Source organism: Vampirovibrionales bacterium (assembly GCA_016712355.1).
In the GTDB taxonomy this organism is placed as follows: Bacteria; Cyanobacteriota; Vampirovibrionia; order Vampirovibrionales; family Vampirovibrionaceae; genus JADJRF01.
The window spans coordinates 529,478-554,235 of record JADJRF010000005.1; the positions used below are offsets into that span (position 1 = coordinate 529,478).

Annotated in this window: 18 protein-coding genes; 17 read left to right on the forward strand and 1 reads right to left on the reverse strand. The window is 57.8% G+C overall.

The features are described from left to right. The first annotated feature begins 5 nt into the window (after window positions 1-5). From IPK79_03885 to IPK79_03940, 12 genes are all read left to right on the forward strand, one after another. Complete coding sequence (locus IPK79_03885; protein ID MBK8189569.1) at window positions 6-734, forward strand: YkgJ family cysteine cluster protein; 729 nt, start codon at window positions 6-8, stop codon at window positions 732-734. Continuing rightward, window positions 731-1,471, forward strand: a complete 741-nt coding sequence (locus IPK79_03890; protein ID MBK8189570.1) for a type 1 glutamine amidotransferase — start codon at window positions 731-733, stop codon at window positions 1,469-1,471. Before IPK79_03885 ends, IPK79_03890 begins: the two co-directional genes overlap by 4 nt. Then, window positions 1,471-2,847, forward strand: a complete 1,377-nt coding sequence (locus IPK79_03895; GenBank protein MBK8189571.1) for a Mur ligase family protein — start codon at window positions 1,471-1,473, stop codon at window positions 2,845-2,847. The genes IPK79_03890 and IPK79_03895 overlap by 1 nt, the downstream gene beginning before the upstream one ends. A gap of 184 nt (window positions 2,848-3,031) precedes the next feature. Next, entirely contained in the window at window positions 3,032-3,847 is an 816-nt protein-coding gene (locus IPK79_03900) for a FliA/WhiG family RNA polymerase sigma factor (protein ID MBK8189572.1), read from the forward strand. 58 nt (window positions 3,848-3,905) lie between these two features. Further along, window positions 3,906-4,496 carry a hypothetical protein gene (locus IPK79_03905; GenBank protein MBK8189573.1) on the forward strand — a complete coding sequence of 197 codons (591 nt, stop codon included), beginning with the start codon at window positions 3,906-3,908 and terminating at the stop codon, window positions 4,494-4,496. After that, window positions 4,486-5,358 (forward strand): hypothetical protein, encoded by an 873-nt coding sequence (locus IPK79_03910; protein MBK8189574.1) that lies wholly within the window; start codon window positions 4,486-4,488, stop codon window positions 5,356-5,358. The genes IPK79_03905 and IPK79_03910 overlap by 11 nt, the downstream gene beginning before the upstream one ends. A 4-nt stretch (window positions 5,359-5,362) precedes the next feature. Beyond that, window positions 5,363-6,529: a PAS domain-containing protein gene (locus IPK79_03915; GenBank protein ID MBK8189575.1), complete on the forward strand. Its 1,167-nt coding sequence runs from the start codon at window positions 5,363-5,365 to the stop codon at window positions 6,527-6,529. Between the two features lie 10 nt (window positions 6,530-6,539). Continuing rightward, window positions 6,540-7,550: a response regulator gene (locus tag IPK79_03920; protein MBK8189576.1), complete on the forward strand. Its 1,011-nt coding sequence runs from the start codon at window positions 6,540-6,542 to the stop codon at window positions 7,548-7,550. A gap of 316 nt (window positions 7,551-7,866) precedes the next feature. Continuing rightward, entirely contained in the window at window positions 7,867-11,082 is a 3,216-nt protein-coding gene (locus tag IPK79_03925) for an SNF2 helicase associated domain-containing protein (protein MBK8189577.1), read from the forward strand. A 220-nt stretch (window positions 11,083-11,302) separates the two neighbouring features. After that, window positions 11,303-13,186: a carbamoyltransferase gene (locus IPK79_03930; GenBank protein ID MBK8189578.1), complete on the forward strand. Its 1,884-nt coding sequence runs from the start codon at window positions 11,303-11,305 to the stop codon at window positions 13,184-13,186. Then, a complete protein-coding gene (locus IPK79_03935; GenBank protein ID MBK8189579.1) occupies window positions 13,186-13,602 on the forward strand; it encodes a sxtJ in 417 nt (138 codons plus the stop codon). Before IPK79_03930 ends, IPK79_03935 begins: the two co-directional genes overlap by 1 nt. Beyond that, window positions 13,602-13,754 carry a hypothetical protein gene (locus IPK79_03940; GenBank protein ID MBK8189580.1) on the forward strand — a complete coding sequence of 51 codons (153 nt, stop codon included), beginning with the start codon at window positions 13,602-13,604 and terminating at the stop codon, window positions 13,752-13,754. The genes IPK79_03935 and IPK79_03940 overlap by 1 nt, the downstream gene beginning before the upstream one ends. 96 nt (window positions 13,755-13,850) lie before the next feature. Here the strand turns inward: IPK79_03940 and IPK79_03945 are convergent, their stop codons facing one another. Continuing rightward, window positions 13,851-16,583 (reverse strand): bifunctional acetate--CoA ligase family protein/GNAT family N-acetyltransferase, encoded by a 2,733-nt coding sequence (locus IPK79_03945; GenBank protein ID MBK8189581.1) that lies wholly within the window; start codon window positions 16,581-16,583, stop codon window positions 13,851-13,853. A 514-nt stretch (window positions 16,584-17,097) separates the two neighbouring features. On the opposite strand from IPK79_03945, the gene IPK79_03950 reads away from it, so the two are divergent. The 5 genes from IPK79_03950 (at window position 17,098) to IPK79_03970 (ending at window position 24,757) form a co-directional block, all read left to right on the forward strand. Continuing rightward, window positions 17,098-18,771 (forward strand): hypothetical protein, encoded by a 1,674-nt coding sequence (locus tag IPK79_03950; protein MBK8189582.1) that lies wholly within the window; start codon window positions 17,098-17,100, stop codon window positions 18,769-18,771. Window positions 18,772-18,886: 115 nt separating this feature from the next. Further along, window positions 18,887-20,443, forward strand: coding sequence for an aldehyde dehydrogenase family protein (locus IPK79_03955; GenBank protein ID MBK8189583.1), 1,557 nt, complete (start codon window positions 18,887-18,889; stop codon window positions 20,441-20,443). A gap of 201 nt (window positions 20,444-20,644) precedes the next feature. Then, a complete protein-coding gene (locus IPK79_03960) occupies window positions 20,645-22,699 on the forward strand; it encodes a fused MFS/spermidine synthase (GenBank protein MBK8189584.1) in 2,055 nt (684 codons plus the stop codon). 162 nt (window positions 22,700-22,861) lie between these two features. Further along, a complete protein-coding gene (gene ssb / locus IPK79_03965) occupies window positions 22,862-23,257 on the forward strand; it encodes a single-stranded DNA-binding protein (protein MBK8189585.1) in 396 nt (131 codons plus the stop codon). An 87-nt stretch (window positions 23,258-23,344) separates the two neighbouring features. Beyond that, window positions 23,345-24,757: a four-carbon acid sugar kinase family protein gene (locus tag IPK79_03970; protein ID MBK8189586.1), complete on the forward strand. Its 1,413-nt coding sequence runs from the start codon at window positions 23,345-23,347 to the stop codon at window positions 24,755-24,757. Window position 24,758: the final 1 nt, after the last annotated feature.

A 24,758-nucleotide genomic window follows, 5' to 3' on the forward strand; every position in this document is an offset into this window, starting at 1 on the left:
GCGGGATGCCTTCGGCCTCTGAACTGACGCGCCTGCGCGCGCGCTATCGCGATATTTTCGAGACTGTCCGCCAGCAGCTTGAAGCGCGCCTGCTGCAAGAACGCGCCGCCTTTTCCTGCCAAGACTGCGGGCCTGTAGCGGATATGGACGCCGCGCTGTCACAAGCGCATCCGGGATGTGGCTATCGACCATGGCTGAAACTCCTGCCCCAAGCGCTACAAAGCGATATCGGCCAAGACGTCTGGCGACGGCTTCAAGAAATTGAAGCGTACAAGAAGACCTTTTCATGTCATATGTGCGGCGTGTGCTGTCGTTTCGCCAGTTCAGAATTCTCATTTGAAGAACTGCTCGGCAAGGCGCGCCAAGGCGATGGCTTTGCACGCCAATTTACCAGTATTTTTCTGCCCTATGAGTCGACACAAGCGGCGCGCGAGCGCTTTCCGGCGATGGTAGAAGACGTCCTGTCGCATGTTGCGCCAAAGGAAGCCGTTTATTTCTATCATTGCCCTTATGTCGGCGAAGATAACCGCTGTACGATTTACGGTCGTCCGCAGCGCCCCGGCATTTGCGACACCTACCCGGATACGCCGCTGACGTTTATTTATGAGCGTTGCGCGTGGAAACCCTGGCAAGACGCAGTGGGCAACGATGCGCTGCTCGCCCATGCGACCATCGAGCTTTGCGCCTACTGGCTGGCGCGGATCGAGCGTATTCTGGAGGAGACGGCGTCATGAAGGTTCTCGTACTACAACATGTGCGTCATGAAGGGCCTGCCGCTCTGACGCAATGGGCGCAAGAGGCGAACATCCCGCTTTCCACGGCATTTATGGGCGAAAACGGCCTTGTATTACCAGATCCGGCCTCACTGGAAGGGCTGATCATTCTGGGCGGGCCGATGAATGTGGATGAAGAAGCTCAATATCCCTGGATGACAGCCGAAAAACGGCTGATTGAAGCCGCGCTCGGACGTGAGGTTCCGGTTCTTGGGATTTGTCTGGGGGCGCAATTGATGGCCGACGTACTCGGCGCGCGCGTGGGCCGTCATGTCGCGCCGGAGATCGGGTGGTTCGACGTCTATAAAACGCCTGAGGCCGCGGCAGACGCGCGCTTTGATCATTGGCCCGATCGCTGGACGGCCTTGCACTGGCACGGCGACGCCTTTGAGATTCCAGCGGGGGCGACGCATGTGGCGCAGAGCGACGCCTGCGCGCATCAGGCGTACCTTTACGGGGAGAACGCGTTGGCGTTTCAGTGTCATCCAGAGGTGACGCCCCAATGGCTCGCCGGCCTGACCCAGCTTGAATATGACGCTTTACGGGCGCAACATGCCCGTTACCCTGATTCTGTTCAGTCACCGGAAGCGATTTTGGCGCAAACGCGCTATTATGACCCCTTAAAAGCCTTATTGCCGCGCCTGCTGGATCCCATTTTTCTCAGGCGTCAGGAAAGACATAGAGAGAAGAAAGGCTGATGGGCCGCCTGTTTTCCAGAACCACGCTCGCCCTTGCGGCCAGCAAAAGCGTCTCGCGCCTCAGCGGCTGGATGCGCGCTGGCGGCGGCACCAGTTTGCCGGGCAAGACCGCGCGACGCATCGACCCGGATCTTCTGCGGAAGCTGGGCGCGGGCATGGCGCGTCCGGCCATCGCCGTGACTGGCGTCAACGGAAAAACCACTACATGTGGCCTATTGGCGCAATTCTTGCGAGAGGACGGCGCGCGGGTGGCGCATAATGAACTGGGCGCCAATATGATTGCCGGCATCACGGCGGCCCTAGCAGCGCAGAGCGATTGGGACGGCACGCTGAAGTCGGATGTCGCCGTGCTGGAAATCGACGAAGCGTCGCTGCGGCACGTCGCGCGCGAAGTCCCGATCGACCGGCTGGTGGTCACCAATTTGTTTCGCGATCAGCTGGATCGCTACGGCGAACTGGACATGACCGCGCGCATGATCCGTGAAGGCATTGCCGCCAGCCGCGTTCCTTCCGGCGGCCCTCTGTTCTTGAACGCGGATGATCCGCTGGTCTGCGCCTTGGGCGATGCCGCAGAGCGCGTGTCTTATTTCGGAACCCAGACCATTACCTATGCGCATCCCGTGGCGATCGCCAGCGACGCGCCGTTTCCGTCAGAAGCGACGCCGTGTCCGCGGTGCGCCGCGCCGGTGCGCTATCGAGAACGCATCTACGGCCATTTGGGGCACTTCGACTGTCCTTCTTGCGGACAATTTGAGCGGCCACAGCCAGACATCGTCGCCGAAAGCGTTCATGTGACGCCCAATGGCAGCGAGGTCACGATTTTCGCAAACGGGACGCGCTTTTCGCTTCATCTGCCGCTGCCGGGGCTTTTCAACGTGTATAACCTGCTGGCGGCGGTGAGCGTGGCACTCGAAGCAGGCGTGGCGCCGGAAGCGATCGCGCGCGGGGTTGCGAATTATCAGGGCGTGTTTGGGCGCGCCGAACGTAAAACCATTCGAGGGCGCGACGTTCGGATATTCCTGATTAAAAATCCCGTCGGGGCGACCGAAGTGCTGCGACTGGTCGGGGGCGACCCAAACGGCCGCCTGTTAATCGCCCTCAATGATAATTACGCCGACGGTCGCGACGTCTCCTGGATTTGGGATGCGGGCTTTGAAGCGCTGGCCGCTCAAACGCGCCCGGTGATCATCAGCGGCAAGCGCGCCGCTGATATGGCGGTACGTCTCAAGTATGCCGGCGTGGCAAGCGAACGATTGCGCGTTGAACCGGACTTACGGCGCGCCGTTGGCCATGCGGTCGCCGATACGTCTCAGCAAGAGACGCTTTACGTCCTGCCGACATACACGGCCTTGCTCGCCTTACGCGAAATTCTGTAATGCGAGGCCGCAGGTTCCAGCGCTCCTCTGAATAGCCGATTTATGGACGGGGGGCTTGGTTCCAGCTCCAGACAATTTATAATGGGATCAAGTCGACGTCTCAGTGGATCTGAGAATCTGCGCGCGCCTTGCGCCGCCCGCCGCACCCGCTGCCGCCCACACGCAAGATGAGTTTGAGTTGAGCATGTCCGAGACGCCACGGTCTCTTCCTAGGACGCCGTCCGGCAAATCCGAGGCCGAAAAAGCCGCGCTCGCCGATGAATTGCGCGCCCTGTGGCAGGCATATCGTAAACAGCCGCAGAACGCCCAGCTTCGCGAGAAGCTGATCCTGCATTACCTGCATCTGGTGCGTTATGTCGTGAATCGCCTGCCGATTTCCTTACCGGTGAGTATCGCTCAAGAGGATCTCATCAGCTACGGCACCATGGGCCTGATGGAAGCCGTCGAGCGCTTTGATCCGGATCGCGGCCTGAAGTTTGAAACTTACGCCGTCTCGCGGATTCGCGGCTCGATTATTGATCAGCTGCGCTTCCAGGACTGGATTCCGCGCGGGGTTCGCAAGCGCAGTCGCGAGCTGAGCGAGGCCATGCAACGCCTGGAAGAACGTCTGGGACGAACGCCTACCAACGACGAGCTGGCCGACGAACTGGGCGTCGAGAAAAACAAGCTTAAAACCATGTTGGCCGAAAGCAGTAATCTGGTCTTGTCGCTTGATGAAAGCTGGGGATCAGACGATTCCAGCGGTAACGCGCTCATTGACTCGGTCGAAGACAAAAACAGCCCCGACCCGCAAGGCGAATTTGAGGCGCTGGAATTACGCAAGCGTCTGGCAGAAGCTATCGCCTCGTTGCCTGAACGCGAAAAGCTGCTGGTAGCGCTGTATTATCACGAGAATATGACGCTGAAAGAAATCGGCGACATCATCTGCGTGTCGGAATCGCGCGTGTGTCAATTGCACGCGCAAGCCATCATGCGCCTCAAAGGGAAACTGAGCCAATGACCACGCGCTTTCGTTCCCTGCGCGCCATTTCGCCTTGTATCGAGGCGCAGACGGCGCTATGAAGCAGGAAGAGGTTCGTCTGGGGTATCTGCTCATCGCATCGCCCATTCCCAACGTCTATATCGGCGGGGCAATGGTAACCGATGGGCGGGGACTGCCCATTGAATTCCGGTATACCGAACCCATCCAGCCGACTAAAATCCAGCAGATTCTTTACGGACAGGCCCTGGGGAATTACATTAAGGGCGAAGTGATTCTTGAGACAATCGTTAAGAGTCTGGAAAGCGCGTTTTCACTGTTGCTGGTGGAAGACGAGAAGCTGCTGAATTGTCCGAGCAAAACCTTCACCGTGGTGCGCGTCTCGGAAACTAAAACGCCTAAAATCGGAGATCCCGGCGACTGGCAACGACTGACGCCCTACGAAATTCTGGCCCAGGTCTCTCGCGAAGGCAATCCGTTACGCTTACAGCTCTCGTCTCAGCACGCAGGAGAATCCGCAGACGACGATGCCGCAAGCGAAACGCCGCCGCTGGATCTCGAACTGCTGGCGCTTGCCGGACAATCGATGGAGCTGACCGAGCCCTTACGCCGCATTGAACGCGCGCTCGAAAGCATCTGTCAGGAGGCGGGGCTGCGCAATGACGGATAACATGTTCGACAAGGCGGCCCATGAGCTTAAATCAACGCTGGCGCTCCTCATGCGCCAGGTGGTGTGCCGAGAAGCCGATGTTGCGCTGGCATGCGATCTGACTTACGTCGATCCCCAACTCCGAACCCAGACCATTGCGGCATCGCCGGATCGCATAACGCGCCCTCGAACAGGATCGGTCGAGACGCAATGGCCCGCCATTGAGGCCAAACGCGCAGCGCTGGCAGGCGATCGCCCCGCGACGATTCGTGGCGACGGGGCTTGCGAAATGGAAGTAGCCGCTTGCGCCATCTCGTTATTCGATCGGTTTCGACCGGGGTCGTGGGCCGTCGATTTTGAACCGATGAAGCGACGACGCGCAATTCGCATTGCCATTGTTGCCCCGCGCGCGCAGACGGCGCGCTGGCAATGTTCCATCGTTCGGACGCCGGCAACAGGGCTGATTCGCCCGATTCGATTTAAAACCGCGCACGCATCTCGCAAAATCCCGCCTCTGAAAGGCAAGAGTCGTCCGTTTCCTGCCACCTATCTGCAATTGCCTATCAAGAAAAATCCGATTCCGGTGTTTCGTTTCGCCCCGGAGCAGAAAGAGCGCTTTCGGCGCGCTCTGGCCGAAAAGGCCGGCACGGTTCCAGCCAACATTTTGCTCAACGTGGTGTATTACGGTTTGAATCGCATGGCCTTCGCCAGCGTCAACGCGGATAATCGCGGCGTGCTGCACTGCGCCCCTCGACCGGAGGCGGTCGGAAGGCGGCGAAGCCTGAGCGATATGGGAGAAACCTGCTATCTGGCCGTTGGCCAGCGCATGGATACCAAGGCCCGCGTGACAGCGCTCTCGCCGATGGAGAACGGGCCATGGTGACGCAATGGTAACGCAGGGCTTTGATGGATTACGCGACGTCTTTGAGGCGCTGCCGTCTGGGATTCTCTTCTACGACCCGGACGGCAATCTACTGTTTATGAATCGGCGCGCTTACGAGCTGCTGAGGCTCGAAGGCGATAAGCGCTTTCATCATCTCGATGAACTTCCGCAAGCGTTGAGCCCTTTGCGTACGACGCTTCAGAACGCCGTGGGCGATATCGCCCGCTCCGAAGCCCAGTTGTCGCTGCCTGGCGGAGAAGAAACGTTTGGTTTTACGCTCAAGGCCGTGCATTTGAGCGGAGAATCGCCGCAAGAGCCCTCGCGGGACGTGTGGATCCTGATTTTCAATAACATCACGCAAATCGTTCAGAGCCAGCGCGCACTGGAGAAAATCCGCGATGAACTGTATCAATCGAAGAAACTGGCCTCGATCGGCACGATGATCTCCGGCGTCGCGCATGAGCTGAACAATCCGCTGACCGGCATCTCAATGAGTACGCAGTTGGCGAGAATGGCGCTCAAGCGCTGGTCACAAACCGCTGTGGGGGCAAGCGCTGACAGCGAAACCGCCGCTCTTGCCCGAACCACGCTGAGCGAATTAGCCAAAATCGAGCGCGAGGCGCAGAAGGCCTCGACCCTGGTGACCGAACTGCTGAATTTTTCACGCCCGACCAAGCTGAAGCTCACGCTCGAGAATATGTCTCGCCTTGCGGAAGATACCATTGAAGCCTTGCGTACGCATCCGGGGTTTGCCCGTCTCAAGCTCACGCTCGACAAGCCGGATCGCGATCTGGACGTCCTATGCGATCGCATTAAAATTGAACAGGTGTTTTACAATCTGTTCAAGAACGCCTGTGAGGCAACCGGCGGCGTAGGACCTATCCACGTGTGGTTTGACGAACGTTACGACGGCAAGGAGCGCCAACGATTTGCGGTGGCGCATGTACGAGACGGCGGCCCGGGGATTGATCCGACGGCCCTGTCGCGCATTTTTGATCCGTTCTTTACAACCAAAGGCGCCGAAGGCGTGGGATTGGGCCTGAGCATCAGTTACCGCACGCTGGAACAGCACGGCGGAATGCTGAGTGTTAAAAGTCATCCGGGTCAAGGCAGCGTCTTCAGCGTCGCGCTACCGCTGTTTGACGACGAGCCAGCCCAGATACTGGAGTAGCGAGAGCGCCATGACGACCCCCGATACCGCCGCGCCCTCCGAGGCCTTCCGAATTCTCATCGTCGACGATGACGATACGATTCGCGACAGCGTGGCGCATTATCTGATGAACTTTCATTCGGGCGCTTATCGTCTGCAAGTCAGCGCCTGCGCCGATTGCGCTTCAGCCCGCGCACTGCTCGCCCAGAGAAACCGCGATCGTTTGCCCGCCTTTGATCTCATTATCAGCGATATTCACTTGCCGGATGAAGACGGCTTCAAGCTGCTGCGTCACGTGCGCGAGGCCTCGCCCGATAGCCGTATCGCGCTGATGACAGCCTATCAGATAGACGATTACATTCGCCTGGCGAAAGAAACCGGCGTGCTTAATATCATCGCCAAAACCGCGCCGTTTAACTTTGAGGAGTTGTCCAGCGTTGTCGACAACCTGCTCAATGCCCAAGCCAGCTTTGGTCTGTCACGCTATCTGAACGCCGATGCCGTTATTGTGGAAGAAACCATCCAGAAAAGCGCCGATATCATGACGGTGTTCTACCAGTTGCGCGATTTCTTCAGCGCGAATCCGGTGCGCAATGTCGATGGCCTTTCAACAGCGCTGCTGGAAGCCATTACCAATGCCGTCTACCACGCGATCAAACTGCCCGACGGCTCGCAGAAATACCGAAAAGGCCAGGAAATCGAGGCGCTGGATCCGTGCGAGTGGGTGCAGGTGCAGTACGGGCGCGACGCCGAACGCATTGGCGTCAGCATTGTTGATCAGGGCGGCCGCATCACAGCGGATGATATTCTGTACTGGCTGGAGCGCAATATCAGCGGCGCCGGATTGCTCGATACCCATGGCCGAGGCGTTTATCTCATGCACACGCTGGTCGATCGCCTGATTTTTAACCTGCATCCGGGCCATCGGACTGAGATCATCGTCATTGACTACTTTAGCGCAGAGTACAGCGCCAATAAGCCGCTCTATATCAATCAGTTGTGTGCGCCGTCTACGGCGCCGCCCGTTACCGCCCAAGGATAAACCGGGCCACGCAAGCGACTCGGAGGCGCCGCCCTTCACTTGCAAAACGCGGCGGTTTCGGCAACAATCTGATCAGCGTCGGCCAGAGAATGTCGGCAGTGCGCAGTGGGGTTGACCGGTTTCCGCTTTGTGTTTTTTGGTTTTGGCGCAAAACGCCATCCCCCGCTGATCATCCCGTCGAATGGCTCTGAGCGTTTATCGGTACGCGTTGTAACGGCTATCATTTTTTTCGCGGGCCCTCGCCGCAAACCTCCCGCCGTTTCAGAAATCCTTTGAACCGCTTTCTTTTATGACACTCCAACCCACGACGGCAGCTGTGAATCGAACAAGCGCCCAACCTGAGATTCTTTTCAATTTCGGCTACATCAAGCGCCATGCGCGCGCTGGCAGCTGGCGCCGAGGCTATGGCTATTTCAGGACCCGCCACGTCACCGACATCCGCTTTACCGAAACAGGGGTTCAGGCCAAGGTCAAAGGCAAGTTCAAGGAATCTTACACGATTAACCTTGCCTTCTCGCCACAAGCCGTGGCGGCCCACTGCGATTGCCCGCTGGAAGAAGAATGGTGCAAGCATGCTGTCTCGGTGGGGCTCGAATGCATCGAACAAAACCTGTGGGAAGAATTCTGGGATATTCCCATTGAAGACGTCACCTGCCCGGCGGAAGTCGTGGAAACGGCCGACGACTACATGGGCAGTTACCGGATTTTTCTCAGCGAGAAGAAAAAGAAAAACCGCATTAGCCTGAAATTCCTCGATCGTCAGACCGGGCGACTGGTCAAAGAGATTGAGCCGTTGCTGATGCGCATTATTGAGATGCAGGGCCAGCACGCGCTGGAACTCAGCGAAGCCACGCGCCGCGAAGTCAACGTGTTGAAGTTTATCTATCAACACGAGCAGATTCAGGCGAAAGACGGCTGGTATCACATGACCCCCGATACCGCCGAAGAGCTGTTTGCGCTCCTTGCGCAAGTCGAGGAAGTCTGCGATACGGACAATCATCGGATTCTGTTTGAGAGCGAGCCGCTTGAGCTGGTCATGGGCGTGAATGTCTCGATGGCGGGTAACGTTCTGGTGTCGCTGCACTGGCGACGTAAAGACCCGGAAGACGCCTACCCACTGGAAGAAGTAGCGCTATTCAGCCCGAGTTGTCGATACGGCCTGCTGAAAAACCGCCTTTACCGCTTGTCGCCCTCGCTGGACGCACTGCCGCAAAAGCTCACGCGCGCGACGTTCACCGATATTCGCGACGCCGACGGCGGCAAGTTTATGTACGAGGAGCTGCCCAAGCTGCGCCGCGCCGTCGCCATTGACGAAACCGACGGCGCTCTACAGGCGGCCCTCAAACAACGCCCGCCGCAAAAAATACTGAATCTGGAGATGATTGACCCGGCGATGCTGAAAATCCGCGCATCGCTGGAGTTTGGCTATGACGACGCCACGGCCCCCTACAGCAAAGCCACGCCCGACACGCCCTACATCATGATCGTCAAAAAATCCCAGGAAAAACTATACTGGATTAAACGCGACTTTAAGGCCGAGCAGGCCGCTTATCAGCAATTGCTCGATGGCAAGCTCGATCCTGTCCAAACCAACTATTTGCAGGCCGAAGGCGACAACGCCATTGATTTTTATAACGTCTCTCTCAAGAAGCTGGGCGACGACTGGACGATCAAAACCAAGGAGGGGGACGATTTCTCCTCGCTGAATGTCGCCGATCATCCCCTCAAAGTATGCGCCGAAACGGATTTTGACGAATCGGTCGACCACTTCAAGATGAAAATCTTCTGCCGTCTGGGCGATGACGTGATGGACATCGACGACGTACGCGAGCAGATGCTCCAAGGCAAGAAATACTTTTTGATGCACGGATCGGGCTACGTGGAGATTCCGCTGGCCGCGATTTTACAGTTCAACCGCACGCTCCAGGCGCTGGATGCCGAGAAGATGGAAGATGCCGACGGGTTTGACGTCTATCGCGTGGAGACGTTCAAAGTGGGTCTGATCGGCGAACTGCTCGAACAAGGCGTCGAGCTGGAAATGAGCGACAAGTTCGCCCAGTTCTGGAAACTCATCACCTCGTTCAACACGCTGGAAGACGCGCCGATTCCTGAGAAGGTCAACGCCGATCTGCGCCCCTACCAGAAGCAAGGCTTCAACTGGCTGTGGTTCCTGTACTCGTATGGCCTCAACGGAATTCTGGCCGACGATATGGGCTTGGGTAAAACGCTACAGACGCTGGTGCTACTGCAACACGCCAAAGACAAGGACGGATCCAAGCCGTCGCTGGTGGTCTGTCCCAGTTCGATCGTCTATAACTGGGTCAACGAAGCGCGCCGCTTTACGCCCGATCTCAAGGTAGTGCAGCTGACGGGAAGCGATCGGCATCTGATCTACCGTCAGATTGAAGACGCCGATCTGGTGGTGACGAGCTATGCGCTCATGCGCCGCGATGCGCGCGCGCTGAAAGGCTACTCGTTTCGCACCGTGATTCTGGATGAATCGCAGAACATCAAAAACTGGGAATCACTCACGGCCAAGGCGGCCAAGAAGCTCCAGTGCAATCATCGCCTGGCGCTTTCAGGGACGCCGATTGAAAACCGGCTATTAGAGCTGTGGTCAGTGTTTGACTTCTTGATGCCGAAATTTTTGTACGATATTGACGAGTTTCGGTATCGCTACGTGACCCCGATCGAAGAGCGCGGCAATATTGACGCTGAACGCCGTCTCAAAAAACAGGTGTTTCCGTTTATCCTGCGGCGATTAAAGCAGGACGTCGCCAAAGACTTGCCCCCCAAAGTAGAAAGTCTGTCGTACTGCGAATTGACCGAAGCCCAGCAGGAACTGTATCTGGATATTCTGGAAAAGACGCGCGACGAGGTATTCTCGCAAGTAGCCGATCGCGGCGTCGACGGCAGTCAGATGTCGATTTTCTCGGCGCTGCTGCGGTTGCGACAAATTTGCTGTCACCCCAGCCTGTTGGGAGACGAGCTTTCCAAGGGCGTGAAAGAGTCTGGCAAGTTTGAAGCCATCAAACCCATGCTTATGGAAATCATGGAAGAGGGCGGGCGGATTCTGTTTTACAGCCAGTTTGTCGAAATGCTCAAAATTGTTCGCGCGTGGCTGGAAGTGGAAGGCGTTCGCTATGAGTACCTCACCGGCGAAACGCCGTCTGAAAAACGCGGCGAAATCGTGGATCGCTTCAACCGCGACGAGTCGATCCCCATCTTCCTCATCAGTCTCAAAGCGGGCGGCACCGGGCTCAACCTCACTGGCGCCGACTACGTCTTCCTGTATGACCCGTGGTGGAACCCGGCCGCCGAAGATCAGGCTGCGGACCGCGCCCATCGCATCGGCCAGACCAAAACGGTTTTCGTCTACCGCATGGTCACGCGCGGAACCGTTGAAGAAAAGATCATGAAGCTCAAAGGCCGCAAACGCGATCTGGTCGATTCCATCATTTCCGCCGATCGGGCCATGGGCAAGCTGCTGTCGTTTGAGGATCTCAAAGACATCCTCACGCCCGACTTCTAAGCGCTCTGGAGCCCCGCTGCCGCCAGAACACAAGACAAGCGCGCAAATCGGGTTAACGGCGTGATAGCGCCGCATCGGCAGACCTCGTAAAATGGGCAGCGAACGCGCAAAACGCTATTCGCTTTTACACTTGTCGAACACATACAGGGATATAAAAAACCACTTTTCAATTTATTATTACCGTAGTATCTTCTCTTTGAGCCCTGAACCGGACGCCGCCATGACCCGCTCTTCCAAAACCATCCTTGGGATTTCCGCCTATTACCACGATAGCGCCGCCGCACTGGTGCGCGATGGCGACATTATCGCCGCTGCGCAAGAAGAGCGGTTCACGCGTAAAAAGCATGATCCTGGATTTCCGCATCATGCGGCAGCGTATTGCTTGCGTGAGGCTGGCCTGACGCTTGCCGACGTTGACGCGATCGCCTTCTACGACAAGCCCCTGCTTAAATTCGAGCGACTGCTGGAGACTTATCTGAGCTTTGCGCCTGCAGGGCTCGCCTCATTCTCGTCGGCGATGCCCGTGTGGCTTCGCGAAAAGCTCTTTCTGAAACGCACATTGAAAAAAGCGCTGGCCGAACTCGGCGCATGCAAGCAAAATGACTTGCCCCCCCTGCTGTTTGGGGATCATCACCGATCTCACGCGGCTTCCGCCTTTTACCCCAGCCCATTTGAGTCGGCGGCGGTGTTATGCCTGGATGGCGTCGGAGAGTGGGGCACCACCAGCGCGTGGCTGGGAGATGGCGCTGCGCTAACCCCGCTGTGGGAGATTGATTTTCCGCATTCGTTGGGGTTGTTGTACTCTGCTTTTACGTATTTCACGGGGTTTAAAGTCAATTCCGGCGAATACAAGCTGATGGGGCTTGCGCCCTATGGCGAACCCCGCTATTCGCAACTGATTCGCGATCATCTGATTGACATCAAGCCCGACGGCACGTTTCGCCTGAATATGGCCTATTTCAATTACGCCACGGGTTTGACGATGACCAACCGGCGTTTTGCAGACCTGTTCGGCGGCCCTGCGCGTCAAGGCGAAGCCTTGTTGACCCAGCGGGAAATGGACATTGCGCGCTCGATTCAGGATGTGACCGAAGAGGTCGTGCTGCGTCTGGCGCGGACCATGCGTCAGGAAACCGGCCAGAAAGCGCTTTGTCTGGCGGGCGGCGTTGCCCTTAACTGTGTGGCTAACGGTCGAATTCTGCGCGAAGGCCCGTTTGAGTCGCTATGGATCCAACCGGCGGCGGGCGATGCCGGCGGCGCGCTGGGCGCGGCGTTGGGCGTATGGCACGAATACTACGGGCAAGAGCGGCCCGCACCCAATCATAACGGCAAGCTGGACGCCATGAAAGGCTCGTATCTGGGCCCGCGTTTTGCCGACACGGAAATCCGCGAAGCGTTAGACGCCGTGGGCGCGCGTTATACCCAGTTACCGGACGAAGCGCTATTACCACGTCTGGCGGACATCCTGGCCGATGAACAGGTCGTCGGCTGGTTTCAGGGCCGTATGGAATTTGGCCCGCGCGCTCTGGGCGGCCGCTCGATTATCGGCGACGCGCGCAGTCGCAAGATGCAATCGGTGATGAACCTGAAAATCAAGTACCGCGAATCGTTTCGGCCTTTTGCGCCTTCCGTTCTGCGAGAGCGGGTCGCCGACGTGTTCGAGATGGACGCCGATAGCCCCTATATGCTGCTGGTGGCACCGGTCCGCAAGGATCTGCGCGTCGCCATGAACGCGGAACAGGAAGCGTTATTCGGTATCGACAAGCTGAACGTACCGCGCTCAACTGTTCCAGCCATCACCCATGTGGATTATTCTGCCCGGGTGCAGACGGTGCATGAAGGCACAAATCCACGCTACTGGGCATTAATTAAAGCGTTTGAAGCCAAGACCGGCTGTCCAACGATCGTCAACACGTCGTTCAATGTTCGAGGCGAGCCCATTGTCTGCACCCCCGCCGACGCTTACCGCTGCTTTATGCGCACCGAGATGGATGCGCTGGTCGTCGAGAATTTCTTACTGCTGAAGAGTGAGCAGCCCGACACCGACCCCAGCGGCAAACTCTGGAAAGATGACGCCTGGAAAAAGGAGTTTGAACTCGACTAATGAGCGCGCATTCCCCCTCTTCCAAGCCTTTAAGTCGTCGACAACTGCGTGATTTCGGCCTGTTGTTCGCAGGGCTGCTGGCGCTTATGTTCGGCGTCCTGCGCCCGTGGCTGGGGCATCATCCTGCGCCGTCATGGGTGTTTCCGACCGCCGGCGTGATTGCCGCTCTGGCGCTGATCGTCCCGTCCGCGATGTTCCCCCTGTACTGGACGATGATGCGCATCGGCGATTTTATCGGCCCCATCGTCTCGCGCGTGATTCTCGCCCTTATGTTTTACGCGGCTGTGCTGCCCATTGGCCTGCTGATGCGCGCCAGCGGCGCCGACCCGATGCGCCGCAAGCTGGAAGCCCAAGCGGATTCCTATCGCGTCGTCAGCCCACAACGACCCACAACCCATTGGGAGAAACCCTGGTAATGATGGATTTACTCAAAGATCTGGCGCAATTCTTGAGCGAACGTAAAAAGTTCTGGCTCACACCCATTATTTTGCTGCTGTTGCTGGTGGGCGTTCTCGTCGTACTGGCTCAAGGGACAATTGTCGCGCCGTTTATTTATACGCTGTTTTAAACGCAACCCGCGCGCCCGCGCCCCAAGCAGACGATTCTACGAAAAAGGCCCGAATCAACGCGACCCGGGCCTTTTTCAGTGTGAAAGCAGCGCGCGTTATCGGCAAGCCGCTGGCGCGCGGGTCAGATCCAGTTCTGCGGTCATCTGATCGCGACCGGACTGAGGGCGGATTTCGAAGCCGAAGCTCTCGCAAATCGCCTTCATACGGTCATTCTTGTTCAGAATTTCGCCTTTGATCATCGTCAGCTTCTCTTGACGTCCGATTTCGATCAACCGTCGCAGCAACTCTTTGCCCAGACCTTTGCCCTGAAGCCGATCAGCAATCAGAACGCGAAAACGGGCTTCTTGAGAGGCTACGCGGCGCTTACTGAGTCGGGCAATTCCCACAATGGACTGTTCGCCGGTTTTCGGGTCCGCTTCCAGAGCAATCAGGGCAATCTCACGATCGTAATCGTTGGAAGTCACGCGAGAAAGACGCTCATGGGCTGTGCGCTCGCCAAGGGGCACCAGACGCGAGTACAAATCGACAATCGTCTGATCCGAAAGCAACTGGTGGAAGGTTTTCATTAAGGGCTCGTCTTCCGGGCGAATGGGGCGGATCACCAAGGGCGCTCCGTCTTTAATCTTATAAGAGCCCACGTATTGCTCTGGATACGGACGAATCGAGGGAGCCGGCGCCGTGGATAAGTCGACATTGGCTTCATGAAGAATGACGCGCGCATCGAGCGCCGTCAGATGAGAGTCTGAGGCCAGCAGCGGGTTAATTTCGATTTCCTTAATCCACGGCTGCTCGACGACCAACTGCGAGAAGCGCACAATGAGCTCTTCTAGCGCGGACTGATTCACAGGCGCGCGGCCACGAACGCCTTGCAAAGCGTGATAGATTTTGGTGCGCTCAATCATCCGGCGCGCCAGCGTGGAATTCAGCGGGGGCAAGCCATGAGAAATGTCTTTAAAGACCTCTACCAGTTGACCGCCCGAGCCAAACACCAGCACCGGACCGAATTGAGGATCGATGCTGCTGCCAATGATCAGTTCGTACCCGTCGAGCTTGACCATCGGTTGCACAGTGACGCCCAGAAAGTCGCTGGGCTTGCCATGGCGCTGCGTCACAGACGCATGCATCTCTTGATACGCCTTGCGCACGGCGTCGGCATTATGGAGATTGAGCTTGACGCCCCCCACATCGGTCTTGTGGGTAATCGTCTCCGAATGCAGCTTGATGACGACGGGATAGCCGATCGCATCGGCGGCCCGCGCAGCCTCATCGGCGCTGCGAGCAATTTCTGTTGCGACGGTGGGAATATTGTAGGCCGACAGAATCTGCTTCGACTCCCATTCGGTCAGGATCGTTCGGCCGCCTTTGCGCGCAGAGTTAAGAATATCTTCGAGTCCTTGCCGTTGCGCATCTTCCAGCGTCCAGTGCGATGCCAGAGAGGGCGTTTCATAGAGCAGGCGCATATTACGACCGCGACGGCACATCATGGCAAAGGCCTTGGCAGCATCGTCCGGGTACGGAAAAGTGGGAATGCCCGCATCGTTAAGAATCGCTTCGCCTTCAGCGACGTCCTGGCCGCCCATCCAGCTCGCCAGAACGGGCTTTTCAACGGCGCGGCGCTGCACAGTTTCGGCCAACAGTTTGGCGGTCGGCGTAGGAGAGGTCATCGCCTGCGGGGTCAAAATCACCAGTAAGCCGTCGCTATCGGCATCGTCCAGACACACGTCCAAGGCCTGAGCGTAACGTTCGGGGCTGGCGTCACCCAGCACGTCGACCGGATTGTTATGGCTCCATTGCGGCGGCAGGATTTCGTTGAGCGCTTTCATGGTATCGGGACGCGGCATGGCCAGCTCTCCGCGATTTCCCAGCAGCGAATCCGTCGCCAGAACGCCCGGGCCGCCAGCGTTGGTGAGAATCGTCAGGCGCGACCCTTTCGGCGTCGGTTGTTTGCCGAGAACTTCGGCCATGGAGAACAGTTCTTCGATCGAATCGACGCGCAGGACGCCGCAACGACGGAAGGCAGCATCCAGAATCTCATCGCTGCCAGTCATCGAGCCGGTATGAGAAGCCGCAGCTTTGGCGGCGCCTTCCGTCCTGCCGGGCTTAATCACGATAATCGGTTTACTCAGAGCGACTTCGCGCGCGGCGGACATAAACGAGCGGGCGTTGCCAATGCTTTCCATGTAGATGACGATACTCTCGGTATTCGGGTCGTCTCCAAGGTAGTAGATCAGATCGCCCCAATCCACGTCCAGCATCGAGCCAATCGAGATAAACGAACTGAAGCCGAGGTTGGTTTGCAGGCTCCAGTCCAGAACCGCCGTTCCCAGCGCGCCGCTTTGGCTGATAAAGCCGACTTGCCCCTTCTGGGCGATGGTTGTCGCGAAGGTCGCATTAAGCCCCGTCACCGGATTCATCACGCCCAGACAGTTGGGCCCGATAATGCGCATATTGGCCGAGCGGGCCGTGGCCAGAATCTCCTGCTCGAGTTTCTCCCCTTCCGGGCCGACTTCTTTAAATCCGGCGCTGATAATCACGCAGCCTTTGACGCCAGCGGCAACGCAGTCTTTTACCAGTCCCGGAGCCGTGGCCGCAGGCGTGACGATGACCGCCAGATCCACGGGTTCGGGCACGTCAGCGATCGAGGGAAAAGCCTGAATACCCAGTACATTTTTACGTTTGGGGTTGACCGGGAAAACCGTCCCGCCAAAAGGGCTGCTCAGCAGATTCCACAGCAAGGTGCGGCCTACGCTGCCCTGCTTCTCGGTAGCGCCGATCACCGCAACATTCTGCGGCAAAAAGATAGCGTCCAGCGGACTGCCGCTGTCCATAAAGATGTTGTGCGTCGGATCCAGTAACGTGGTAGGGGATTGGTTAGCGGAAGAGGAAGCGGACATAAGAGCGTCAAACCTCAAGTTTCGGTATCGGGCGCAAATACAAAGGGAGTCAGACCGCCAAACAACGCGATTTTCAGCAAAGCGACGCCCCTTCATGGAGGCGCAGGCTTATCGTCCGAAATCAAAATCAGCGTCTATCAGCAATGTTTAATGGTACGGCAAACACGTCAAATGTAACATCCTCTGTGCGCAGGGCCGGATCGTAAAGCGCCGTTGTGCTATTTTGGCGGCAGCGCCAGTGAGTGTCGATCCCCGTTGGCCGTTTCTGCATTTTTATTTGAGTGCGTGAGCGCGCAATCATTTAAGCCCTGCGACTTTAATATAAACGGGTTCGCGTTTGCGCTGTTGCGAGGCGAACGGCCACCACAAGCGCAAGGGGCGCACGGGGCATCTCCCATCTTTTATAGTCATTATTCTCCGAAGGTTGACACCGAAACGGATTCCCTCTGTGACGTTTTTTCCGGATAGCGCCAACGTCTCTGCGTATTGGCCCGCCGCCAGCGGGTATGCGTACGCGCCCGGCTGGCCATATCCGAATCCCAGCGCGCTGACGCCGCCCCGCTCCCATGACGTCTACTATCCGTCTCTTGCCGCAAGCCGCTTCGCTGCGCCGCCACAAGCGTTATGGCCCCCGCCCCCCGCGGCAGCGCCCTTCCCCCTTCAGGAAGCCCGCGCGCCGATGCGCCGCGCGGTTGAAAACGCCTTAATCGCCAAGGCCCGGCCCGCCATACCTGCGCCAACCCCTGTCGCCCCCCATGTCGCTACCCGCATCGAAAAAACGCGCGAACGCGCCAAAACGCCGCCGGGCGCGCATCCCAAAGACTGGAACCTGAGCCTTCTGATTCCGCCGCTGGGCATCGCCAGCGCTCTGGCATGGGGCGCCAGCAGTATTGGTGAGCACTCGCTGCAAGCGGGGCACGCTCTGAAGCTGCCGTTTATAAAAACCACTCCCGCCATCGGGCGCTTTCTCACCAAGATGGCCGTGGCGGCTCCCGCGATTAACGTGGTTTATGGCGGTCTGAATGCCGTCGGCGCCCTGGCTCAGGGCTATGGGATGAGAAGCGTGGCCTTTGGCGCGTTTTCGCTCTTCAGTCTCGCGCTGGCGCCCAAAATGCTCAAAAACAACCTTAAGGCGCTGGAAATCGGCAAAAAGCTCGCCGAATTGCCGAAGAATCCCGGCCTCAAGGCTGAAATCGAAAAACTGGCGCGCGAAGGACTCAAACTACACGACATCTCGTCGTTATATAACGCCGTCGCGCCGATTGGCTTGTTGACAGGGTTATTCAGCATTACCAAAGTAGCCCAATCCACGCCCGGTATTCTGGTAGAGCATCCCAAAGGCGACACGATTCGCCATATGACAGAAGAAGCGGCGCCCGGCCGCAGTTTGGGCGACGTCTTCTGGCGCAATATGCGTCAGGAAATTGACAGCTTTAACGACACGGCGCGTCACAGTTGGCGTAATTTCAAACGGGCGATGCATGATTTTGGGCGAGCCTTCCGCAATATCAGCAATCCGCCGCCCTATATGCGCGATCAAAGCACTTTTTCGCGTTTTATGGCGCCGATTACCGATGGCCCGGCCGTGCCGCTGTTTTATAGTCATGCGACCCTGGGACGCGTCCTCTATTCGGTGATGGCCGCCGCTATGTTCGCCGGGCTCGGGGGCGTGGCGATTCGATCCAAATCGGTTTATGATGCCGCGCTGAAGGCGATTGGCAAGACGGTTGAAGCGCAGACGCCCCAAGCCCAAAAGCTGAATAAAGGCCTTAGCGCGCTCCTGGTGTGGGGGAATTTTTCGGGGACTCCCGCCGGACTGTTTACGCGTTTCGGCGACTGGCCGCTTGCGCTCAGTTCGGTCTACCGGACCAGCGGTTTCGCCTACGGCGCCTCGGCGCTCAGTTCGGCGCTCAAGCTGTCTGGCGTTCAGAAACTGGGTAAGTTTTACCACGAGGGCCATGTGTTTGGATTTGACGAGCGCGCCCTGACGAAAATCGGCGCCTTTATCCAGGGCACGTCGTATTTCGTGAATCTGATGCTGAAAAATATGGGCGGATCCGCCGCCACCAGCGCCCGACTGGGCGAATCGGACCCCGGCGCGCTGGCAATAGCTGCGCATTAAGGCATTCGGCCCTTCTTGGCGCGCTTGGCGTAGAGGGTCTTCTCACAGTAGAATGAGAAAAACGCGATGTCCCTCGATGCCAAATGAGAGGGCCCAATGAGAGGAAAGAGAGTCCATGACGTCTGCCCGTAAATCTACGCCGTCTAGCGGCGCCGCGCCTTCATTTGACCAGTTGCTTCGCCCCAAAGCTGAGGACGCGCCATTCGGCAACATCATTGGCGGACGCTGGATACCTGCCCGCTCAGGACGAACATTCGAAAACCGCAATCCGGCGCGCCCCGATGACCTGATCGGTCGTTTCCCCGAATCGGACGAGACAGATGCGCATGCGGCCATAGAAGCTGCCAAAGCCGCTTTCGACGCTTGGCGCCTAACGCCCGCCCCGCGGCGGGGAGAGATTTTATTTCGGACGGGCGAGATCCTGATTACCCACAAGGAAGCCATGGCCCAGGCGATGACGCGAGAAATGGGCAAAGTGCTGGCCGAGACCCGCGGCGACGTCCAGGAAGCAATCGATATGTGCTTCTATGCAGCAGGAGAAGGCCGACGGCTGTATGGTCGCACTACGCCGTCAGAAATGCCTGAGAAAGCCTGTATGACAGTCAGAATGCCCTTGGGCGTCTGCGGCCTGATCACCCCCTGGAATTTCCCAATGGCGATTCCTTCGTGGAAAATCTTGCCAGCGCTGATTTGCGGCAATACCGTCGTTCTGAAGCCCGCCAGCGATACGCCCCTGTCCTCGCTGCTCTTGGTAAAAGCTCTGGAAGAGGCGGGAATCCCTCCGGGCGTCGTGAACGTCGTTTTCGGTTCTGGACGATCGGTGGGTCAGCCGATTATCGACCATTCGGACGTTCGGCTGGTCTCATTTACCGGCTCTTGCGAAGTGGGGCGTCTGGTCAACGAGCGGTGCGCGCCCGCCTTTAAGCGGGTATCACTGGAAATGGGCGGTAAAAATGCCGTGATTATTATGCCAGACGCCAATCTGGACCTGGCGGTAGAAGGAATCGTCTGGGGCGCGTTCGGCACCTCTGGGCAGCGTTGCACGGCAACCAGTCGCATCATTGCGCATCGCGAGATTCACCACGCCTTGCGAGAAAAGCTCATTGCTAAAATCAAGTCCCTGACACTCGGCGACGGCCTGCAAGACGGCGTCGGCATCGGGCCGGTGGTCAACGAAGCGGCGATGAAACGCATTTTAGAGTACATCGCCATTGGAAAAGAGGAAGGCGCAACGCTGCTAACAGGCGGCGAACGCGATACGCGCGCGGGCGCTGGCTGGTTTGTTCAGCCGACGCTGTTTGACAACGTTAAAACCGGCATGCGAATCGCCCAGGAAGAGATCTTTGGACCGGTGACGGCGCTTATACCGGTCGCCGATTTTGACGAAGCCGTGCGAACGGCCAACGACAGCGACTTTGGACTATCGACAGCGGTTTATACCAAAGATGTTAATCTGGCGTTTCGGGCCTTACGCGATCTCGAGGCCGGTATCACGTACATCAACGCCCCAACCATTGGGGCAGAGGTCCATCTGCCTTTCGGCGGCGTCAAGCAAACGGGCAATGGTCATCGCGATGCAGGCGAAACAGCGCTGGACGTCTTCAGCGAGTGGAAATCGTGCTTTATCGATTATAGCGATCGCTTGCAACGCGCGCAGATTGACCACGATTAAGCCGTTCCCGGACATCTACGGCGTTGCTGGCGCAAACCGCTAAAATTCCTGCGCACAGGGGAGCCCCGCCGGGCCAGATTAGCGGATACTGACGCTGAGAGCGCCTGTACGGGCGCGCCGTTTGGGAGTTTTCTGATGTCAGTCTCCACATCCCCCTCACCTGCTGGCGCCACCTTATGGGCGGTTAAGACGGTCTGCGCCATGACAGTTTTTGTCGGGGCCTTTCTACTCTTCCTGATTCAGCCGGCAGTGGGCAAAATCGTTACGCCACAGTATGGCGGCGTGGCGCAGGCGTGGTGCGTCTGCCTGTTGTTTTTCCAGATTGCCCTTCTTGTCGGATACGGCCTGTCGTACGGGCTGAGTCGCTTGCCGCTGAGAGCGCAGGGGGCGACGTATCTCATTTTGATGACGCTTACGGCGCTGACGATTCAGATCCCCACAGGCGAAGCCTGGTCTCCGGCAGACTGGAATCAACCGATCCCCAGTCTGCTCGGCAAGCTCGCATTGACGCTGGCAGCGCCCTGCGCATTGCTGGCGACGGTCAGCGCAACCATGCAGAACTGGTTCGCGCGCCTGAATTTAGGGAATCCTTACCCCCTGTACGCGCTTTCCAATATCGGCTCGATGAGCGCACTTATCGCCTATCCAACGCTTCTGGAGCAGACGCAAACGTTGGGCCAGACAATCCGTCTGTTTGAGGTTGGCTATTGGCTATTGGCTGCGCTGGCGATTACCATAGCGATGGTTCTGATTATCTGGGGGAAATCGGCCTGCGCAGTCGACGGCAACAACACAGGCGCCAGCGACGTATCACAAACCGCCGCCAACAAGCCGCTTACGTTTAAAGCTATCGCCTGGTGGCTACTGCTAAGCGCCTTTGGCGTCATTTTGTTTATGAGCTTTACCAGCCATGCGACCCACACCATTGCTCCGGTGCCTCTGCTCTGGATTGCGCCGTTAGGGCTGTACCTACTGTCCTTCATCGTATGTTTCGGGTGGCCCGGGCTTTACCGGCGGCGCGTCTGGATGATTCTGGCCCAAGCATTCTTTATCGCCTTTATCGTCAGTTCGCTGGAGGTCGGGATCACTTTGATGCTGGGGGCCGCAGCGCTGTTCAGCTTATGCATGGTCTGCCATGGCGAACTCTACGCGCGGCGACCAGAGGCGCACCAACTGACGCTGTTCTATTTGATGTTATCCATCGGAGGCGCGATCGGCGGCTGCCTGGTTAGCCTTGGCGCACCGCTTCTGCTGCCGGGCGATCAGGAGTTTTTCTTGATTGTTCTGGCCATGGCTTTCTTAATGCTGTATCTGACCTGCGCGAGCGATCGTCAACACACCGTTGTCAAATGGCTTTCAACGATCGCCAGCGCGGTAACGGTTATTTTTATGGTGATTTTGCTTGGGTGGTCATCGCAGCACAAAGGCCAGGAGGTCGTCAGGGCCGAGCGGAATTTTTATGGCTCGGTACACGTTGCCTTGGGACCCGGGCGACGCTACCTTGATCTTGGCAATGGCCGCATCCTTCATGGGCGGCAGATGATTGACCCGACGTCGCGCCGCTTCCTGATGACTCCGACGTTATATTACGCTCCCGATACCGCCGTGGGCCTGTCAGAAAGCTTCCTCAGAGAACGCCGCCAGGCAGAACCGCTTAAAATCGGCGTCATCGGCCTGGGGACGGGCACCATCGCCGCCTATGGACGCAAAGGCGACGCTATTACTTTTTACGAGATTGATCCCAAAATCCGCGACATTGCCCAGCGCCAGTTCGGCTTTTTGAAGAACTCGCAAGCCCGCGTGACAGTTTTAATGGGCGATGGCCGATTGACGCTAAAGAAGCAAGTCCCTCAGCAATACGATCTACTAGTCGTCGACGCGTTCAGCGGCGATTCCATTCCTATTCACTTACTCACGCGCGAGGCCATCCAGGTTTATCGACGGCATCTGAAACCAGACGGCCTGCTGTTGATGCACATCACCAATCAGTATCTGGACCTGATCCCGGTGTTAAACAATCTGGCCGGCGATCAGGGTCTGGATTATCTAACAATTACCACCCTCAACGAAGACAAGTGGGCTCGTTTCTCGATGTACGGCGTTTTTTCGCCGCAACCGTGGGCCATTCAGCGCTTTAACGACCCTGCGTTCCGACGCCAGTATCCTAATTTGAGATTTTTGGCGCGACAGCGCTTCGAACAGTTGGGCGTCTGGACGGACGATTTCAGTAACCCGCTGGCCATCGTGCGTTTTTAGGGAAACTAAACGCTCAGGATCCGCAAAGCCTTTGAACGTGTCGCAACAATTACGAGCGGACATTGGCGCCCAAAGCCGCAATCCCTGTATAATGCCCCGAACGGGAGAGGTTGCGTCCTGGGGCGTTGCCGCTCGCTATTCAATTATAAGGAGTTTTGCGCCATGAACGCCACCGCCCCCCTTGCTCACGACGCCCTGCCTTCCGCTGGCGCCTCCGTCAACAGCGTCACCATTATCGGTCGCGTCGGGCAAGACCCGGAACTCAAATATTTTGAATCCGGCAGCGTTAAGGCGCGGTTTTCTCTGGCAGTAGATCGTAATTTCTCCAAAGAGAATCGCATTACGGACTGGTTCAATATTGAGGTATGGGGAAAACAAGCCGAGTTCGTGGGCGAATGGGTCAAAAAAGGCGCCATGATGGCAGTGACGGGCGCCATCGAAATGAATCGCTGGACGGATCAGGCGGGCAATCAACGCGAATACGCGCTGGTCCGCGGATCAGACGTCCGCTTTGTGGGCGGCAAGCGCGAAAACGCGCAATCTACCGCCACGTTTTAATGGTTTAAATGCACTACTCCACCCTCTCTTCGCCCCTGTGGACGGAAACGCCATGACCAGAAGCTTCTTCTACCTTAGAACGCCCCGATGCAACTGCCCGGTCTGACCATTGGCGTCGTGGCCGACGACCTGACGGGCGCGTGTGATACAGCGCTTCAGTTCTTCCATGGCGGCTGCGCCACGCGCGTCCTGCTAACCCTTTCTCCCGATGCAGCTCTCCAGCCCGCTAAAGAAGCGCTCGCCATTACCACTGAGAGTCGCCATCTGGACCCTCATCAAGCCGTCGCTGCTGTTCGTCAGGCCACGGCCTTGCTGAGAGACGCGTATGGGGTTGAGCATTTCTACAAGAAAATCGACTCCACCCTGCGAGGCCACTTTACCGCCGAGTGCCTGGCGATGCTCGACGAATTGAAGTGGGACTGCGCCCTCATCGCGCCCGCTTACCCGCAAGAAGGGCGCCGGACTGTGGGCGGGTATCAACTCGTCAAAGGCATTCCCGTAGAAAAAACAGAAGTGGGGCGAGATCCTCTTTTCCCGGTGGGGATTTCCCACATCCCGACGCTGATTGGCCAGCGTTCGCGTCCCGACCTGGTGGGCCATATCGAACTGGGCACCGTGCTACGCGGCGCAGGCCCGACGCTCGCCAAGCTGACGGAACTGGCGGAAGCCGGTAAACGACTCATCGTCGCAGACGCCTGCTCTCGTACCGATCTGGATCAAATTGCGTTGGCGCTGGAAAAAATCCAGCCGGTAGCCAAAGTCCTGCCTTGCGGGTCTGCCGGTTTTGCTGAATCATTATGCCGTCACTGGGCGGCTCATGGCAAACCCTCTGCGCGTCCGTTGACGCTGCCGCCATCGCCGGTGCTGGTAGTGGCGGGCGCCGCGACAGCTCTGACGCGTCGCCAGATTTTACAATTGATGGACCATTATCCTTATTACGGCGAAGGCGCCTCGCCCGCCGTATTTGAGCCGACCGCCGAGCAATTGCTGGGATTGGCCCCGACCGATACCCCCTGCGCGGGAGAGAACGATTCGCTTCTGGCGAGAATGCTCGAAGCCCTGGCGGATAATAAAACCGTGGTGCTGACCTCTGCTCTGGGCGTCGATCAGGTGGACCGAACCCAAACATTAGCCTTGGGCAGCGGCATTTCGGAGCAGGACGTTCCCAAGCGCGTGCAGGAAACCCTCACCCAGTTAACGGCGCGCGTGTTGTCTCAAAGTCGGCAAACCCATGCCGATAGTCACCCGCTCAAACTGGCCTTAACCGGCGGCGAAACCGCCACTCAGATCTGTCGCGCCATCGGTTGCGAAGCGCTTGATATGGTAGGCGAAATTGAAAGCGCCATTCCCTTGCTGACAACCGTCAGCGATCCGCGCCGCCCAGATGTGCCGATGCGGTGGATCGTGACCAAATCCGGGAACTTCGGCTCCGACCTGACGTTGGCCCATATCGTCCGGTTTCTTAAACGTAACGAACTCTCCGCAGAAAATCTGGGCTGAC